General features: G+C 40.4%; 17 protein-coding genes. 7 read left to right on the forward strand and 10 right to left on the reverse strand.

Features of this window, described 5'->3' with window-relative positions:
- Both A1QC_RS05995 and A1QC_RS06000 read left to right on the forward strand, forming a co-directional pair.
- Positions 1-438 (forward strand): DUF4162 domain-containing protein (locus tag A1QC_RS05995; protein ID WP_017026080.1); only part of this gene is annotated, 438 nt, incomplete at its 5' end.
- The gene (locus A1QC_RS06000; RefSeq protein ID WP_017026081.1) at positions 435-1,583 is read left to right on the forward strand and encodes an ABC transporter permease; all 1,149 of its coding nucleotides are present in this window, start codon (positions 435-437) and stop codon (positions 1,581-1,583) included. The genes A1QC_RS05995 and A1QC_RS06000, both read left to right, overlap by 4 nt.
- 119 nt (positions 1,584-1,702) lie before the next feature.
- On the opposite strand, the gene A1QC_RS15755 is transcribed toward A1QC_RS06000, so the two are convergent.
- Positions 1,703-2,251 (reverse strand): prepilin-type N-terminal cleavage/methylation domain-containing protein, encoded by a 549-nt coding sequence (locus A1QC_RS15755; RefSeq protein ID WP_017026082.1) that lies wholly within the window; start codon positions 2,249-2,251, stop codon positions 1,703-1,705.
- Positions 2,252-2,493: 242 nt separating this feature from the next.
- On the opposite strand from A1QC_RS15755, the gene A1QC_RS06010 reads away from it, so the two are divergent.
- Positions 2,494-3,150, forward strand: coding sequence for a DsbA family oxidoreductase (locus tag A1QC_RS06010; RefSeq protein ID WP_017026083.1), 657 nt, complete (start codon positions 2,494-2,496; stop codon positions 3,148-3,150).
- Positions 3,151-3,265: 115 nt separating this feature from the next.
- Here the strand turns inward: A1QC_RS06010 and A1QC_RS06015 are convergent, their stop codons facing one another.
- Together A1QC_RS06015 and A1QC_RS06020 are read right to left on the reverse strand one after the other, a co-directional pair.
- Complete coding sequence (locus A1QC_RS06015) at positions 3,266-3,664, reverse strand: ATP-binding protein (RefSeq protein WP_039836696.1); 399 nt, start codon at positions 3,662-3,664, stop codon at positions 3,266-3,268.
- Positions 3,665-4,279 (reverse strand): sugar O-acetyltransferase, encoded by a 615-nt coding sequence (locus A1QC_RS06020; RefSeq protein ID WP_017026085.1) that lies wholly within the window; start codon positions 4,277-4,279, stop codon positions 3,665-3,667.
- 112 nt (positions 4,280-4,391) lie between these two features.
- Here A1QC_RS06020 and A1QC_RS06025 point away from each other — a divergent pair, with 112 nt between their 5' ends.
- Complete coding sequence (locus A1QC_RS06025) at positions 4,392-5,249, forward strand: NAD-dependent epimerase/dehydratase family protein (RefSeq protein WP_017026086.1); 858 nt, start codon at positions 4,392-4,394, stop codon at positions 5,247-5,249.
- Positions 5,250-5,253: 4 nt separating this feature from the next.
- On the opposite strand, the gene A1QC_RS06030 is transcribed toward A1QC_RS06025, so the two are convergent.
- Positions 5,254-5,883 (reverse strand): TetR/AcrR family transcriptional regulator, encoded by a 630-nt coding sequence (locus A1QC_RS06030; RefSeq protein ID WP_017026087.1) that lies wholly within the window; start codon positions 5,881-5,883, stop codon positions 5,254-5,256.
- Between the two features lie 146 nt (positions 5,884-6,029).
- Between A1QC_RS06030 and A1QC_RS06035 the strand changes: the two genes are divergently transcribed.
- Both A1QC_RS06035 and A1QC_RS06040 read left to right on the forward strand, forming a co-directional pair.
- Positions 6,030-7,253 carry an efflux RND transporter periplasmic adaptor subunit gene (locus A1QC_RS06035; protein WP_017026088.1) on the forward strand — a complete coding sequence of 408 codons (1,224 nt, stop codon included), beginning with the start codon at positions 6,030-6,032 and terminating at the stop codon, positions 7,251-7,253.
- Positions 7,250-10,366, forward strand: coding sequence for an efflux RND transporter permease subunit (locus A1QC_RS06040; protein ID WP_017026089.1), 3,117 nt, complete (start codon positions 7,250-7,252; stop codon positions 10,364-10,366). Before A1QC_RS06035 ends, A1QC_RS06040 begins: the two co-directional genes overlap by 4 nt.
- A gap of 75 nt (positions 10,367-10,441) precedes the next feature.
- Here A1QC_RS06040 and A1QC_RS06045 read toward each other — a convergent pair whose 3' ends face one another.
- The 3 genes from A1QC_RS06045 to A1QC_RS06055 all read right to left on the reverse strand — a co-directional run bounded on the left by A1QC_RS06045 (position 10,442) and on the right by A1QC_RS06055 (position 13,465).
- Entirely contained in the window at positions 10,442-11,635 is a 1,194-nt protein-coding gene (locus A1QC_RS06045; protein ID WP_017026090.1) for an HPP family protein, read from the reverse strand.
- A gap of 176 nt (positions 11,636-11,811) precedes the next feature.
- A complete protein-coding gene (locus A1QC_RS06050) occupies positions 11,812-12,750 on the reverse strand; it encodes a hypothetical protein (protein ID WP_017026091.1) in 939 nt (312 codons plus the stop codon).
- Between the two features lie 232 nt (positions 12,751-12,982).
- Complete coding sequence (locus A1QC_RS06055) at positions 12,983-13,465, reverse strand: DUF1456 family protein (protein WP_017026092.1); 483 nt, start codon at positions 13,463-13,465, stop codon at positions 12,983-12,985.
- Positions 13,466-13,733: 268 nt separating this feature from the next.
- Here A1QC_RS06055 and A1QC_RS06060 point away from each other — a divergent pair, with 268 nt between their 5' ends.
- The gene (locus A1QC_RS06060) at positions 13,734-14,318 is read left to right on the forward strand and encodes an outer membrane beta-barrel protein (protein WP_017026093.1); all 585 of its coding nucleotides are present in this window, start codon (positions 13,734-13,736) and stop codon (positions 14,316-14,318) included.
- Between the two features lie 84 nt (positions 14,319-14,402).
- Here A1QC_RS06060 and A1QC_RS06065 read toward each other — a convergent pair whose 3' ends face one another.
- The 3 genes from A1QC_RS06065 to A1QC_RS06080 all read right to left on the reverse strand — a co-directional run bounded on the left by A1QC_RS06065 (position 14,403) and on the right by A1QC_RS06080 (position 16,980).
- Positions 14,403-15,413 carry a phospholipase A gene (locus A1QC_RS06065; RefSeq protein ID WP_017026094.1) on the reverse strand — a complete coding sequence of 337 codons (1,011 nt, stop codon included), beginning with the start codon at positions 15,411-15,413 and terminating at the stop codon, positions 14,403-14,405.
- A gap of 202 nt (positions 15,414-15,615) precedes the next feature.
- The gene (locus A1QC_RS06070; protein WP_017026095.1) at positions 15,616-15,894 is read right to left on the reverse strand and encodes a hypothetical protein; all 279 of its coding nucleotides are present in this window, start codon (positions 15,892-15,894) and stop codon (positions 15,616-15,618) included.
- 693 nt (positions 15,895-16,587) lie between these two features.
- Positions 16,588-16,980, reverse strand: coding sequence for a hypothetical protein (locus A1QC_RS06080; protein WP_141705969.1), 393 nt, complete (start codon positions 16,978-16,980; stop codon positions 16,588-16,590).
- Positions 16,981-17,192 lie beyond the last annotated feature (212 nt).

Here is a 17,192-nt window from a genome sequence, read left to right on the forward strand (position 1 = left end):
GCTGTTGATCCTGAAAACCGCCGTGAATTTTGGGAACAACTTTTTGATTTGTGCGAGCAAGGCACTACTGTCTTGGTCTCCACCCATTACATGGATGAAGCTGAACGTTGTCATCAGCTTGCTATTTTAGAAGCAGGTCATAAACGTGCCGATGGATCTCCCGATGCACTCATGCAACAACTAGGCGCACACGTTGTTGAAATAGAAAGCCAAAACTTACGTCAATTAAAGCAAAGTTTGCTTCAACAAAACGACATCATTAGTGCCGCGCAACTTGGATCTCGATTACGAGTGTTAGTCAGTGATAAGCACCAAGACCCGATCGCTTTTCTTAAACAAAATGTTCAACTGGCCGCTTTAAATGAACAAAAATTTACCCTTGTTCGACCTAGCCTTGAAGATGTCTTTGTAACTTGTACAGGAGAAGGTCGTCAATGATGATGTTTTTCTCTCGTATTCATGCCGTATTTATTAAAGAACTACTGCAATTAAAGCGCGATAAAATGACCTTTCGGATGGTGATAATGATCCCCCTGATCCAACTAATGTTGTTTGGCTACGCGATCAACACCAACGTTCGACATATACCCGTTGGAATTGTTGATCTTAGCCAAACCACATTAAGCCGGGTCATCGTACAAACCGTTGAAGCCACACAAACGGTCGATGTTGTGAAAAGGTATACCAACTTACAACACGCTCAAGAAGCCGTACGTAACTCTGAAGTCCGTGCCGTATTATTCATTCCGCAAGATGTATCACAAAGGCTAGTCAGACACCCTACGGTTGGCTTAGGCACACCACCAAGCACCAACGGAGAAACCAGTCGACCTATTGGGCAGTGGATTATTGATGGTTCTGATACCATTATTGCTTCCACCATAAAAAGCCTGCGGATGATGCCATTAAATGAGCTATTGGATAAACCCGCCAACCAAAGCACACCGACTTTTGCCATCACCATGCTTTACAACCCCGAACAACGCACAGCTGTAAACATTATTCCCGGCTTAGTGGCAGTTATACTCACCATGACAATGATCATGTTCACGTCTGCCGCCATTGTTCGAGAACGCGAGCGAGGCAATTTAGAAATGCTCATCACCACGCCCATCCGATCGATTGAGCTGATGATCGGCAAAGTGATTCCCTACTTGTTCATTGGCTTACTACAAATGATGATCATCTTAGGATTAGGCCATGTATTATTTCATGTACCGTTCAATGGTGGGCTCTTGCCTCTTGCGGTTTCAACTTTGCTGTTCATTAGTGCAAGCCTAGCGCTGGGTTTGGTTATTTCAACCATCGCTAATAATCAACTTCAATCGATGCAAATGACGGTATTCATCTTATTACCCTCGATATTACTGTCTGGCTTTATGTTCCCTTATGATGGTATGCCACTTGCTGCGCAATACATTGCAGAAGCACTGCCCGCCACTCATTTCATGCGTTTAATTCGAGGTGTCATTCTACGAGATGCCGAGATCAGCGGCATGCTATATGACATTATGTGGCTACTTGGCTTTACTGTTGTGGGATTAATCGTCGCATCTCTGCGCTTTAAAAAGAATTTGGATTGAGGCGGGTAATAGCAAGATTTGGAGAAGGTTCGTAATAATAATTACTGCTCAGGCTTTATCTTTGGTTAACTTTTTAAGCAATCACATAAAGTAAAGCCTGAGTATCCGTTTAATAATAATTAGCAGCCATCAGTATTTAATACAAACCTTGGCACTTCACCCGGAGTAGCAGGCATGATGTAAGTAAGCGTGCACTCAATATCACCCGGCGTTGTCGAAGTGGTATTCGTCGTTGGGTTGCCTGAATAGGAATACACATAATACAGTGGATTAGCATCGGTCGGTGGAAGTGCGCCAGAATTCATCGTGAGATACTTAAACTGACCATTGTCATCGCCAGCCATATCTAAGCCCTGCATACCATCAACGACTAAGCCTAACGAATCATTACCCGCGTCAGGGTAACCATAAGTTAAACGGATACTTTCATCGCCATCATCAATATGACCAATCAACTCATTTTCAACACCAGCCACAGCGGCTTTTCCATAGGTAATTTCACCCGCAGATTGTATGCCGCCTTTTAAACCAGCCAACGTTGAAGCGCGTGCATCATCTTGAATATTTAGAAACTTTGGTGCTGCTGTCACGGCTAGAATGCCCAGTATCACAATCACAACCACCAGTTCAATTAAGGTGAAGCCCTTGTTCAATGTACTTTTTCTCATGCAATTCTCTTCTTCAAACAAGTCACGCTTATTTCAGCATTCTAACATTTTAGCCATATCGAAGGCATTCTAACCGTTATTTATAGATTATAACTGTCATGTAAGTGTCAATAAAAATCAAATTTCGATGAAGTAAGTCAAAATAAATGAATCGCTTATACATTTAGTAACGCCTTTATCTTGACTCTATCGGTTGAGCTTTCATAATGAATTGTCTTTTACAAACACGACAAGGTAGTTGTATGTCCGGTTCAAAACTCAAAATTGATATTATTTCAGATGTGGTCTGCCCTTGGTGCGTCATCGGTATCAAACATCTAAAAGAAGCGGTCGTAAAAAATAATTGGCAAGAACAAGTTGAAGTAGAATGGTATCCGTTTGAGTTAAATCCAGACATGCCAACCGAGGGTGAAAACCTGCGCGATCACCTTGCCAGAAAATACGGTGCATCCAAGGAAGAAAGTGAACAAAATCGCCAACGTTTAATCGATGTTGGTAAATCAGTTGGTTTTGACTTCAACTTTGATGATGAATCACGCATCTATAACACTCGCCAATGCCATATTTTACTTGATTACGCCCATTCTATTGGCTTGCAAACACAATTAAAAATCGCCTTATTTTCGGCTTACTTTACAGAAGGTAGAAACATTTCAGATACCGAGGTTCTGCTTGAAATCGGTGAAAGTGTCGGCTTAGAAGCAGCCGAAATGTTGGCCTACTTAAATGACTCTTCAGAGCATGACAAAGTAGATGTCATCGAAGAACAATGGCGTGAAATGGGTATTTCGGGTGTTCCAACCATTGTATTTAACAATGAACAAGGCTTAACTGGCGCTCAAAGCGTTGAAAGCTATGAAGAAATGCTAAGGCATTATTTAGCGACTAAAGCCGAGTAATACGCTAAACCACAATCCTTTATTTACAAAGCACTCTAGGTTGTTGCCAACTTTACTTGGTTACAACATTCCGAGTGCTTTTTTATTGCCCGATTTTCTCAGCTTAAAAAGCTATTTACACTTGCCAATTGGCTTTCATTTTAGCAATCGTGCTTGGTTCGATATCATGAATGCTGCCATAATTCTCTTTACATACATGTATCTCAAGCACCACGTTAAGCTTTTTCGCTATCTCTTTATACGCTTTCATTTCCCAATGCCGCACAAAAGTATTCGATACAATCACACTATTACCCTGCGACAAATAAACATATGTCTGTTGCTGACACCATTGATGAGCGGCTTCTAATTGACTGGGATCAAAACGATACTCACCCGCTTTATCAACAAAATACATGTCCGTTTCTAAATGCACGGAATCGGTTTGCTCTGCAATTTTTTGAGCCAATGTCGACTTTCCGGAGCCCGGCAACCCTCTTATTAATGTGAGTTTTACCGTGTTTGTTTTATTCAATTAATCCCACCCTTCTAGGCCATATTTAGCCAACATAGCATCAACATCCGCTTGCGTTGGCATTTCACCGTGATCAATGGTTTTGAGCACTTTACAAGGATTACCCACCGCAATGACGTTGTCTGGAATGTCCTTTGTTACGACGCTACCTGCACCAATCACACTATGACTACCAATCGTAACGCCACCTAAGACAATGGTTCCTGCGCCAATCCATACACAATCACCAATAGTAATCGGGTTTCCACAGGCGAAGGGTTCGATGCGCTCTCGCAATAAAATAGGATGGCTCGCCGCACAAAGCTGAACATTAGGCGCGATAAGAACGTGATCACCAATAGTCACCGGTGCAATATCTAACACAGTCAGGCCATAGTTAATAAAGCCACCTTTGCCTATAGTAAAGTTTTTTCCCATGTCACATATAAACGGTGGTTCTATATGTGTGCCTTGGTAATTATTAAGCAATTTACTCAAGATATCTTTGCGAAGCTCAGTTTCCCTTGGGCGTGAATGATTAAACTCATAAAGCAAGTCTCGACACTGCAATTGCTTTTCAATTAATTCACTGTTAATTAAGGTTTTTACTGCAAAGTCATTGATCGTGTTCGCCATATCTTTCTTCTTATATCTAAAGTCGCAGCTTTCTTTCTGCAACGGGCTTTGTTAGGGTTAGGTGCTTTTCATTTGCCTTGTTTATTTGTTCCAATTTCTATGAGAACGTAATATGAAACAAAAACAAATCAGTATTTGTGGCTGCGGTTGGCTAGGTTTACCATTAGCAAAATCGTTTGTTGAGAGCGATTTCTCAGTTTTTGGAAGCAAGCGATCCCTTGTTGATGCTCAAGCGCTATCCAATGATGGCATTTATGGAATATCCCTTTCTTTGCCAATCAATATCGATACGCTGTCCCAATCCGATATCCAAGCTACCAGTGCCTTTTTTCAATTTGATGTTCTGATCATTAACGTGCCACCGGGTCGACAACCTAATAGTGCCGACTTATTTAAACAAAATATTCAAAACTTATCGTACCTCGCCAAACAATTTGGCGGTAAGAAGATCATTTTTATCAGTACCACCAGCGTTTATGCAGGTTGTGACGGTGAAATTACTGAACAAACGCTTCCTATACCCAATACCGAATCGGGTCATGCCCATGTTTGGGCTGAAAACTGGTTAAGAGAACAATGGCAAGATGACCTCGTTGTTTTACGATTATCCGGACTAATCGGCGCAGATCGCCACCCAGTTAAGCATATTGTCAAACGTTTTGAATCTACCATGCAACCCTTAGATCACGGCCTAACGCCTGTGAATCTTATCCATCAAAACGATGTCATCAGTGCGATTCATTCCGTTGTTCAAAACTGGCCATCACAAAAAGTCTTTCACTTAGCCGCAACCACCCACCCTACTCGCGCTGAATACTATCAAGAGATGGCAAAACGAGTTGATTTGCTACCACCCGAATTTGTCTTAAATGGCGAACAAAATAAATCGATCAATGCAAAGCAAAGCATTAAAGCGCTGAATATCGAATTAACACATTCCGATTTAATGCAAAGCGGCCCCTACCAATAATGACCTACTTGATCGCGGCAATAATTTTAGTCAAGAAGTAGGACTGCGAGTCAATCAATGACTGTACTTGGCGACATTCTTGATCAAAAATCAAGCTGCAATACCCATGCAAGGAGGCCCATACAAAATGCGCTTGCAGCATGACATCCTCTTCTTTTACCACGCCCTTTTTTTGACACAGTAGCAATAAATCACAAAGTAATTGAAAAGACTCTTGTGAACGTTGCCCAAGCTCTGAATCATCTGAATATTGCAAACCCGACAAGTTAAACATCAATTTATAATATTCTGGGTATTGATCTGCAAACTCGTAATAAGCTCTGCCAGCCGCCTGCAATTTTTCTTGAGGTTGAGACTCTGGATAAAAATCACTGGCCTTCTTTATCTTCTGTGTAAAGCGCGTATAGCCCTCACTGGCAATAGCACAAAGCAGCTCATGCTTATCTTTAAAATGTCGATACGGCGCGGTGCGAGACACCTCAAGTTCCGTAGCAATGCCACGTAATGTAATTCCTTGAATTCCATCAGATTTTAATTTCTCGACACCCACTCGAATAATCTCAGAACGTAAGTCACCATGGTGATAACTTGTACTGTTCTGGGATGTTTTTTGCTTGTCGTTAAGATTGTCCAACCTTGATTCCTTACCGATTATGACTACTAGATTGTTACCTGGGTGTTACAAAATAATTTAGACCGTGATGTTGACGACGTCAACATTACGTTCTATTTTTATTTTAACTTGTTGCATCACCATCCTCCTGTTAAGGAAAACGGAACATGAAACTTAGCCCCTCAATCGCTTTGATATTGCTTAATGCCTTATTACTGTCTGCTTGTAGTGATAGCGAAATGACGGAAAGCACTCAATCTGATCCAACAACGGATCATACCATTAAGAATCCGCCAATGGCCGTTTCTGTCTCATCTTTACATCAAGAGCATGGTTATGATGTGTCTCACCGTTTTATTGGTTTAGTCACAGCTAAACAGCAAGCGAACTTAGGTTTTGAACGTAGCGGCAAGATCACCCGTATTCTTGTTCAAGTCGGCGACAAAGTGCAACAAGGCCAAACGCTCATTGAACTCGATACCGACATGCTTCAAAGTCGTCAAAAACAAATCCAAGCACAACAAAATAAAATAAAAGCAGAGCTTGCGCTGGCTAAGAAAAAATTAGACCGCCAGAATTATCTAAAAACAAAAGGCTTTAGTGCCGATGCTAATATCGATGAACTAACCAGTCAAATCGCCGTATTAACAGCCAATACCAATGAATTAAATGAAACGCTCAGATCTAATTTATTGGAACAAGAAAAATCTATTTTGATCGCACCCTATTCTGGTGTTGTCAGTACACGATTTATTTCTCTTGGTGATATCGTCAATGTGGGGACACCAACATTAACTTTGCTATCAAACGAAAAACCCGAACTGCACATTGGTATCCCTACTAAATATGTAGCCCAATTGACGGCTAAAGGCCAATTTGAGGCCGAAATTGATAATCGAATATACCCTATTCAACGCATTGATTCCGGTACACAAGTCGATAATCAATCAAGAACCGTGACTTTACGCTTTGCTCTACCTGAAAATGAATCATGGATTAATGGACAGCTGGCTTACCTTAATTTCCAAGAGCCTCGCAAAGAAAACGGCTTTTGGGTGCCTTTATCATCCTTAACCAACGGAATGAGAGGCACGTGGAATATTTATGTTATTACGGATCAAGACGATCAGCTCACTACCGAGAGACGCAGTGTTGAGTTGATTTATGCCAACAGTCACTACGCTTATATTCGAGGCGCAATCAGCAATAATGATGAGTTTGTCACCAAAGGTCTGCATCGCATTGTCCCAGGACAACAAGTAACCATCGTCTCTGATCCAATGCACTTTAAAACCGCTACATTAACGCCCAAAGCTGTTGAATCTAGAAGTGCCAATGCACCCGACGATTACGCTCAAACTGCTCCAAAAACCTTGGAGGCAAGTAAATGAAAGCGATATTAAACAACTCACGCTTGCTGATCTTATTGATTGCCCTGTTGATTGTTGCCGGTACTGCCGCGCTCTATACCTTACCTCGAATTGAAGACCCAATTATCAGCAATCGTTTTGCTAATGTGAACATAGTTTATCCCGGTTCAACCGCTCAGCGAGTCGAAGTATTAGTCACGGAACCCACTGAAACTGTATTAAGAAAAATCAGTGAAATCAAAGAAGTCTCGTCCGTATCAAAAGATGGTATATCCAGTATCACCATTGAGCTTAATGACGACATTACCGAACCTGAACCTATTTGGTCAAAGGTAAGAGATAAGCTAAGCGATGTCTCAAGGCTCCTTCCTCAAGGCGCACAAGAACCTATTTTCAGCAGTGATCACACGTACCCTTTTAGCATCCTCACCGCCTTAACTTGGGATCACGACAGCCCTGTAAATTTATTAATCCTTAACCGTTATGCAAAAGAATTAGCCATGCAAATGCGGGGGGTGACCGGTACTGAGTTTGTGGATGAATACGGCAATCCAGACGAAGAAGTGCTGATTAATATCCACTCGTCCGATATGAGCTTATTACAAGGTTCCGCCTTGAGCCTAAGTAATAAAATTCAAGCCGGTGATGCTAAAAATTCCGCTGGTGAATTGTTTAATCGTCAACATCGTTTTTCACTAGAATTGAATACCGCCACCGACTCGTTAGAAGCTCTGCGAACCTTTCCCATCAATACCACTCAAGATGGGGAAATTACTCGATTAGGCGACATTGCTACCATCAGTCACAGTGCGCGCTATCCGAGTTCTAATATTGCCTTAATTAATGGTCAGCCCGGTATTATTGTTGCGACTCGAATGCAGCCTGAGCTTCGCATCGATTTATGGACTAAAAACATTCATGAAAAACTGAGCCAATTTGAACAATCATTGCCAAGCAATATCAAATTAACACCACTTTTTAGTCAACAAGCCTACACCGAAGATCGGCTCACTAGCTTAGTCAAAAGCATGCTACTTGGGCTTAGCCTCATTCTTTTGGTTTTGCTATTTACACTCGGTTGGCGAGGCGCAGTCATTGTGGCGATTTCCTTACCCCTCACAACCCTTTCTACCCTTGCCATGATGAACTTTACGGGTATTCCGATTAACCAAATGTCGGTCACAGGTTTAATTGTGGCATTAGGCATCATGGTGGATAATGCCATCGTGATGGTCGATACCATCCAAAGTTACCGACAAAAAGGCATCGCTCAATTACAAGCATCCTATAAGGCCGTTAGCAGTTTATGGGTTCCCTTATTAGGTTCAACATTAACCACAGTATTAGCCTTTGCTCCCATCTTTTTAATGCCAGGGGCAACCGGCGAATTTGTTGGTGCCATTGCAATAACCGTTTCTTTCTCATTACTGAGTTCTTATGTCATCGCACACACGATTATTGCGAGTCTCGCAGGTCGATTTTTCCCGCAATCGACCAACTCCACCTCGCAACCCACGTCGTTTAGATGGTACCAAGTCGGCATTCGCACTCCATCACTTAGCCGTTGGTTTTCACATTCCATACATTGGGCTTTGGCCTCACCATTAAAAACCGTATTACTTATGCTGGTTTTGCCTCTCTCAGGTTTTTATTTCATGAGCCATTTAACCACTCAGTTTTTCCCGCCAGCAGACCGAGACATGTTTGAAATACAGGTTTATATGCCGCCACAATCCACCATTTATGCCACTCAAGATACGGCAAAAGAAATTAGCCAATTATTAAATAAGCACACTGAAATTGAACAAGTCAATTGGATGATTGGAGAAAATTTCCCCGCTTTTTATTACAACATGGTGGGTGGAAAATCGAATACCCCCAATTTTGCGCAAGCGATGGTTAAAGTAAGTGATTATGAGTCTGCTAATCGTTTGATTCCAGAGCTACAAAACCAAGTCAATCTAGCTTTTCCTCAAGCTCAAATATTAGTAAGAAAGCTCGAACAAGGCCCTCCCTTTAATGCCCCTATTGAAGTACGTCTATTCGGCCCTGATCTAGATAAACTCAAACAATACGGCGAAGACATTCGATTACTCATGGCGCAAACTCCTTTTGTTACCCACACAAAAGAAACCTTATTGGCTGGTGCTCCGAAAATAAAAGCAGAAATTAAAGAAGAGTCAGATATTCAAGGCTTTACTCTAAAAGGGATCGCGCAAGTACTGAATGCCTCGTTAACTGGTATCGAGCAAGGTTCATATATTGATGGTACAGAATCATTACCGATAAGAGTCCGCGTCAATGATTCTGAAAGAGGTAATTTATCTCAGTTAAAAAATCTCTACCTTCCATTGAAAAATACTGATGCCGGTATCAGCTTCTCATCATTAGCCGACCTGAGTTTAGTGCCTACCACCGGTGAAATATCCCACTTAAATGGGCTAAGGCTCAATACCATCGAAGGTTTTGTTCAAGCAGGAGTAATACCGCAAGCTTCATTGGATTTATTCACTCCAAAACTCAATGAATACATCAAAAGTCTACCGTCTAATTACTGGATAGAAATCGGTGGTGAGTCTTCCGAGCGCAGTGATTCTGTCGCAAAACTAATGTCAAACTTATTGATGGTGTTCACGTTGATGTTTGTCGTAGTGGTGCTGTCATTTAACTCATTCAAACTTAGCGGGATTATCTTTTTAGTCGGATTTTTATCGGCAGGGTTAGGCTTACTGTCTATTTATATCTTTAATTACCCATTTGGGTTCACTGTGATTATTGGTTTACTTGGTGTGGTCGGTTTAGCTGTTAACGCTGCCATCGTCATATTGGCAGAGTTAAAACAAGACGAAGAAGCCTGCAATGCGGATAAATCGGCGATTGTACGTGGTGTATTATCTTGTGGAAGGCACATTACCTCCACCACCATTACCACTGTGGGCGGTTTTATTCCTTTAATTTTAGCCGGTGGTGGTTTTTGGCCACCATTCGCCATTGCCATTGCTGGTGGCACAGTGTTAACCACCCTCTTGTCTTTCTACTTAGTACCGACTTTGTTTTATTTTGCACATTGTCGTCAAAGTAAGACAAAAGCAGTCAACACATCGGATTCAATGGATAAAGGTGCATTGGTTTAATTTTTATGTGGCTGCAGAGACAGTTTGCAGCCACTTCTAAAACAAGAATGAACTTGGGGGTAATATTCCAATACCTCATCCTTTCTGATTCACTTGATATAACGCGCCGATCAGATCGGACTGAGTAATGATACCGCACAGTTTTTGCTCAGAATCCAAGACTGGAATGTGGTGTAACCCAATGTCGGACAATAATGGCACTAACGCTACAATATGATCGGTGTCTTTTACGGCAACAACATCTGTTACCATCAGATCTTGCACTCGGTTATTCACTTCTTTTGTGTGTTTTCGCTTCACTAACATTCGGTTTAAATGCTTGAGTAAACCAGAATAACTCGGCACAGATAAATTTTTCAAAAAATCGACACTTGAAATAACGCCCAGTAATTCTTTTTCATCGTTTACCACGGGCAACATGCTAATTTTATGTTTATGAAGCAGCTTCCATGCCCGGCCTAATGAGGTATTGGCACGTACAGTGATCACATCGGAAGACATGATATCTCGGCTTAAAATCTCACCGCTACGACGTTGGTAAGCATGACGTTGGGCTTCTTGATAAATTTGTTCAAGATCTTGTTCACTGACGGCTAATACGCTATCAAAACTATTAATGGCTTGCATTAAATCGTCTTGTTGTAAGCCAAGTCTTTTGAGTGGTGATTGATCATTATGCAAATGAACTGGATCAAAATTTTCTGTTGTGACTATTTTTTTTCTACGCAGAATGGATTGTTTCAACATCAAACTAACAATCAAAAAAACGAACAAATTAATCATAATAGGAATGAGGAATTCATAACCAACATCAAGGCTACGACTACCAATAGCAGGCACTAATGCTGTCGCCGCCGCAGGGGGATGCATGCACTCAAAAATGTACATCAGCATTAAAATAATGGCGATAGTGACCCCAGCCAGTAAAGCAAAATCATCAATAATCAATGCCATAGTAATACCAACCACAGCAGCAAGCATGTGCCCGACCATAAAGCTCCATGGTTTGGCTAATGGGCTACTCGGCAAAGCAAAGATGATAACGGAAGATGCCCCCATCGAACCTAGTAGCACTAATGCTGCTCCGGGATCTTGCACATAACCACTCACAATGGTCACAGTAAAAATAGTGATAAAAGCCGCCAACGAAACCTTCATGCGTTCGCTGAGTGGAATAGCAGAAATACTTTGGCTGTCTTTTTTAACCACGCCTAATTGCGCGAGTAAACGTAAAGACCATTTTCTTCCTTGATTAATCAATCGTTCCATAAAATTAAAGTTGCATCTAAAAGGTCATTTTAAATAATTCGACCATATTAATTGAAAAGGAGGTCAAACACCTAATACTGTTCAAGAATGAATCATTCTTTTTGTTTATAGTTGTACGCCTAGTTTAGGCTCTTGTTAAACTTCCGTATTACCTTTAAATGTAGGCACTTCAACACTCACCACCACTCTATATTTGGATCGTTTTCAGCTATCCAAGCAAGGTTTTGTCTGGCTTCAAAATACAGCTGTAAACCGTAGTAATTCATGTAACATTGCGGGCCACCTAAATGGGCGAACTCATCAAAGAACGCATCTTCTTCACGGCACAAATGATCTAAGGTAGTAATGCGATTTTTAAGCGCCCATTGGATCGATTCCACCGTCGCGACACCATCGCCCACGGCTACCTCTTCTACTTGGCTAAAGTCCCCAGCAAACTTGGCTTGTTGAGCAATGTCTTGCTTATCATCTTGCTGTTGACGAATTTCATCTAAAATCTTTTCGCGTTGAAAAGTGGTAATGGCTTTGTTCAATTTAGCGATTCTTAACGCGTAATCTAAACGTTCAGGGCCAAGGATATCAATCAAGCTCGGTAGTAACTGTGCGTCTAGGCGCAAAGCTTTGATTAAGTGTTCGAGGCAAGTATTAAGTGACATATACCTTACACCATCAAACTCAAATCCATAGGATTCATCTTCCCATTCAACCAACATACTGTCGATCGAAACAGTCCATCCTTGATAAGACAAACGGTCTTTGGCAATGAGATACATTGTCCAGGCGCTTTCTCCAAATCCCCCTAATAACGCACCAGAGAATTCGGACTCTTTCAGCTCTTCTTCCGTCCAGTTTTGCCCTATCGCCAAATGGTCGGCATATTTGTCCATGATTGAGCGTTTTACATGATCACGAACGGCCCAAATAGAAGAAACATCACTCGCCACATTCACTATTGCGCATTCCGAGCACGCAGGAATACTCATTGGTGGATGTTCTAGGAAACGTAAGTTATTGGGGTTTTTAGGGAAATCAAACGAGTGTGATGCCGGTTCGCCACAAAACCAGCAGGTATGCCTGAAATTAAACGGAATATCGATGAAAGTATAAGCAGACATATTAGAAAACCTAAAGACAATGAAAAAGAAGGTAAATTAGGGTAACAGCCATGTTATTCAGATGCTAGACGAAGTGGTTGACATAAAAAACCGCTTAACCGGTTTGTACCAGTAAGCGGTTATCTTTTATACGAACCTCACTGTATCAACAAGAAATATAAGAGCAAGACTCCGTATCATCGCCACTTAGGTTCAGGTACGGAATGTCATAAATGGTCTAATACTCAATTGATTAATCTTGAAATTCTTCGCTATCTTCTGGACGTAATTGTCGCTGAACTCCGAACAAGAAGTTGCGTAAAATCTGGTCTTTACACTCACGATAATGCTTATTTTCAGGCTTGCGGAAAAAAGCACTCAGCTCATGTTTACTCAGGTTGAAATCCACGGCTTTTAACGTATCAAGAATATCTTCTGCTTTCATATTCAAAGCAATGCGCAGTTTCATGAACACCATGTTATTCGATAGGCGCTTTTCTGGCTGAGGTTGCTCACCTTCACGCTTGCCACGTTTGGTGTTAATCAAACCATTTAAGAAAATAGCTAACTCGGTATCGGTCAGTTTTACAAAGTCTGTATCTTCTTCTTTTTTCAACCAATTGATTACTTGTTGTCTGCTCACTTCATGTTCGGCAGCAGCGAAAATGTCCACCATTGCGGCGTCTTTAAAATCAAAAGTGTAGCGAATACGGCGTAAAATATCGTTATTGGTCAAAATGCGTCCTAAATAAAATAAGTAAGGGCAGCCATTAAGCTACCCTATTTCAATGAATACTGAGTTTAACAGAGTTAACAGAAGCCACCTATTGATTTTAGTTTGCTCCCGCATCCTTATCAGAAACAATAATTAGGTCATGAACAGAACCTGTATATTTAAGTGATCAACGCCCATAAGATGAATACTCTGTTTTACATCGTGTCTTTTTTATAGCAATTTAATCAAAGGCTTGAGCATATGTGAATAAACGATAGGAAATATGGTGATGGACCTTAATAAGTGGCTTGGTATTTTATTATTGGCGGTGCCCCCGCTAGCCAATGCAGAAGTGATGATCACGCCAATGCTTGGTTATACCGTTGGTGGGAGCGTAAAAGATAACAACGGCAACAAATATGATATGCAAGCCAGTGAAAGTTATGCGATTGCGATTGAAACCCCTGTCGAAAAGGGTCGGATCGGTTTATTTTATTCGCAACAAAACACGCAATTAGAAACCTTGGGATTTGGCTCTCCGATTAAATATTTACACATTCAAAGTAGCCTTGATTTACCCATCAACGAACGCTTCATCACTTATGTAGGCATTGGCTTAGGTGGGTCCTACGTTGATGTCAGTTGGGCCGAGAATAAATACGGCTTTTCTGCAAGTGGCTTTGCTGGTCTGGAATATAAAATCACCAACCACATTTCAATTAATGGGCAATTACGCTGGTTAGGCACGGTAGTGGATAGCAATTCAAGCACCCAATGTTACTACACGCAAGACACTCAAAACTGCCGAATTCAATTTGATTCCGATTGGATGAACCAATTTCAATCCAATATTGGTATGACATTCAGATTCTAGTATTAGATGCGCTTATTTAAAGCTCAATCAACGAGATCGAGCTTTTATCTACTTGGTGTCTCATCCTAAAATAAGCTTGTCACATTATAATAATTCAGTAATGGCAATACCTAAGCCAATTCTTTGCTGATTTTGGTTGTAATCAATCAAACTACTGCCATAGCCCGAGGAGTATTTTGCATAACCTCGAATTTTACCAAAGATTGGAAAAGTCATACCAAATTCTGCATAGCCTTTATGAGTTGAAAAATTTTCTCGACCTAAGAATGAGAATTCCAAATCATTCCATCGATACGCGCTAGAAAGTTCAAAATGCCCCATAAAATCTTCAATATCGGGATTGTCATCACCGCTAGGATCGGTTGGAGAATCCTTTTCATCTTCAGGTATTCGCCACCAAGGTTGGAGTGTCATCACAAAATTATCTTTCGCAAAATGAAATTGACCGTAAACCCGGTTCCAACTTCGAGACAATACTTGGCGTTGACCATTCGATTCATGTTCTACACCAAAACCAAAAGCAGTTTGCCCACCAAATGGCGTCCAACTTGTTGGCGTAATATAAAACAACTCCGGTCGATAATTGGTTTCACGAAATGGACGCGATATTTCTTGAGCGTAAACTTGCCAAAATGATTTAAGCGTCATGCCAAAGTACAGCCCATCCCCTTCAAACATTAAATCTCCGTAATTTAAAGGGACTTTAAAACTAATTTGAAATTCAGCTTCGGCATTACGTAAACCATCTCCCCAATCAGTATCAGAATAGGCATCCTCATTAATACTGTCAGAATAAGTAATCGGCAATAGGTAGTTCAAGCGATGAGCAGTAATCACATAAGGTTCAAACGCCGTTTCACGTTCCAGTTGCACTCTTTGTTCAGCTAAGCTTTCATCTGTCGCGTTTTGAACGGTTGAGCCTTCGGTTACCACATCCAACTGACATTGATTTCGCACGCTATCAATGGTTTCGTTGCCTTTTTGCTTTTTAATTTTGTCTAATAAACACAAGTCATAAGCACTTGGTGTTTCTGCCCAGGCAAAAGAGCTGCAAAACACATTCATTAATAATATTGAAATCGTCTTTTCTTTCATCACATATCCTTCGTGCGTATTCTGACAATTAGGCTAGCAAGTTAAATACAAAATTAATATAAGTATGTGATATTCATGTCAATAACTAATTAATTAGTGCTTGTTCGTAAGCGAGAGTCATACAGCGCATTGAATATTTATTGACCATAAAACGTTTTGCCATTATCTATACTGACTTGAATTCCTGTATACCCCCATAATCCTAAGCCACCTTTAGATTCTTTAACTGAAATAAATTGTTTTTTTCTATTTTTTCTAATAGATTTTCACAAGTTATTTTCAATGGAAATAATGATAGTCCTGAAACCTGTCCTTCTGATTCATAGCGAAGCTTTAATAATGTCCCCGATTTCAATGTTGGCTGACAATAGGCTCTCACCACTTTTGCATCTACAACCCTATACTCGAGCTCTGAAAAATAGTTATAAGCATAAAATACGGCCAATAAACAAAAAAACAACCATTTGATGTAACTCATCATTTTACAAAACCCTTCCTTGCTTCTTCAAAGTTATTTGAGGCACCAATCATATCTGTACTGGTTTTAATCGCATCTAATTTATCACCAAGATTCGATGGCTATAACTTAGGTAACGAGCTCACCCCGAGAATCACCTCACTAACAGCGATAGCTCGCCCTTCATTACCTTAAACAAAGGGAGTAATTAAAGGCACCATTAGCTGCCCTTGAATAAAATCTTGCTCTATTGGTTTAACTCCTTCTATTCCCGTTGATAGCATTTATCCTAAATTACTCATCCAATATAACCCTATCATTTATGATTATTTTTTTATTGAAAATGGATTTTCTAAATTTGAATAATAATCAACAATTATGTGCCCACTGACCCTATAATTTCTCAGCTTTATATCTCAAAGGACCGCACACAGAACATAAAGCACTAAGAAAATAACAAACACTCCGAACCTTATAACTTGATTATCAAAACTATCGACATCATAATGCAAAGTACCTGGGTAAAATTTCAAATCTTGGTCATAAATAAAACGGTGCACATAGAAAATGCATAGTAGTGCGATTAAAAAATAAAAGTTTAAATTCTCAAAATAAAAAATACTTACCAAATTCATAATTATTAAAAATAAGACCATGAAGAAAAGTATTGAAAGTTTAACACTAGTATTCCAATTGCAAGGCCAAAATAGCCAAAACTCATTTAATTTCATAATCTAATAAAACCTCAGTTAATGCTTCATCATTTGGTATCGACTCTATACTTTTATCATATAGGCCACTTAACCCTATAAATGCATCAATTTTCCTTGAAGCTACGTCCCCTGCTAATTCTTTTAAAGCCACTTGATTTAATCTACTACCGCCTTCTTTTATTGTCGACTTTACAATGTCACCATTCAAAACTGTCACACCAATATCTGAAGCCAAACCAATGTAATCTGCAATCCCTACAGCCACTTTGCCCCCATTTAAAGTACCATTAATCACAGGCCCTGCTGGAGTGAATAAAATAACACCACTAGCCACCGTCGACACATCACTCAATGCTTTGGCTCCAGTTGCTTTTTCATAATCAACCGAATGCTTCATATTAGCATTACTGGCTATACACTCTGCCGTAGCACATGGCATGTAGGTAACATTATATTGCTTACCCTCTACCGTATGGGAAACCACATATTGACCATTTGTATTTAGCCGTTTACCTGTTAGCCAATCATATTCTCGATAGTGTCAAATTGAAAAACAAATACTAATCACATAAATAACAAGAGATATAAAAAACAACAAAAATCTAACCA

It is taken from the genome of Vibrio rumoiensis 1S-45 (assembly GCF_000286955.2).
GTDB classification, from domain to species: Bacteria; Pseudomonadota; Gammaproteobacteria; order Enterobacterales; family Vibrionaceae; genus Vibrio; species Vibrio rumoiensis_A.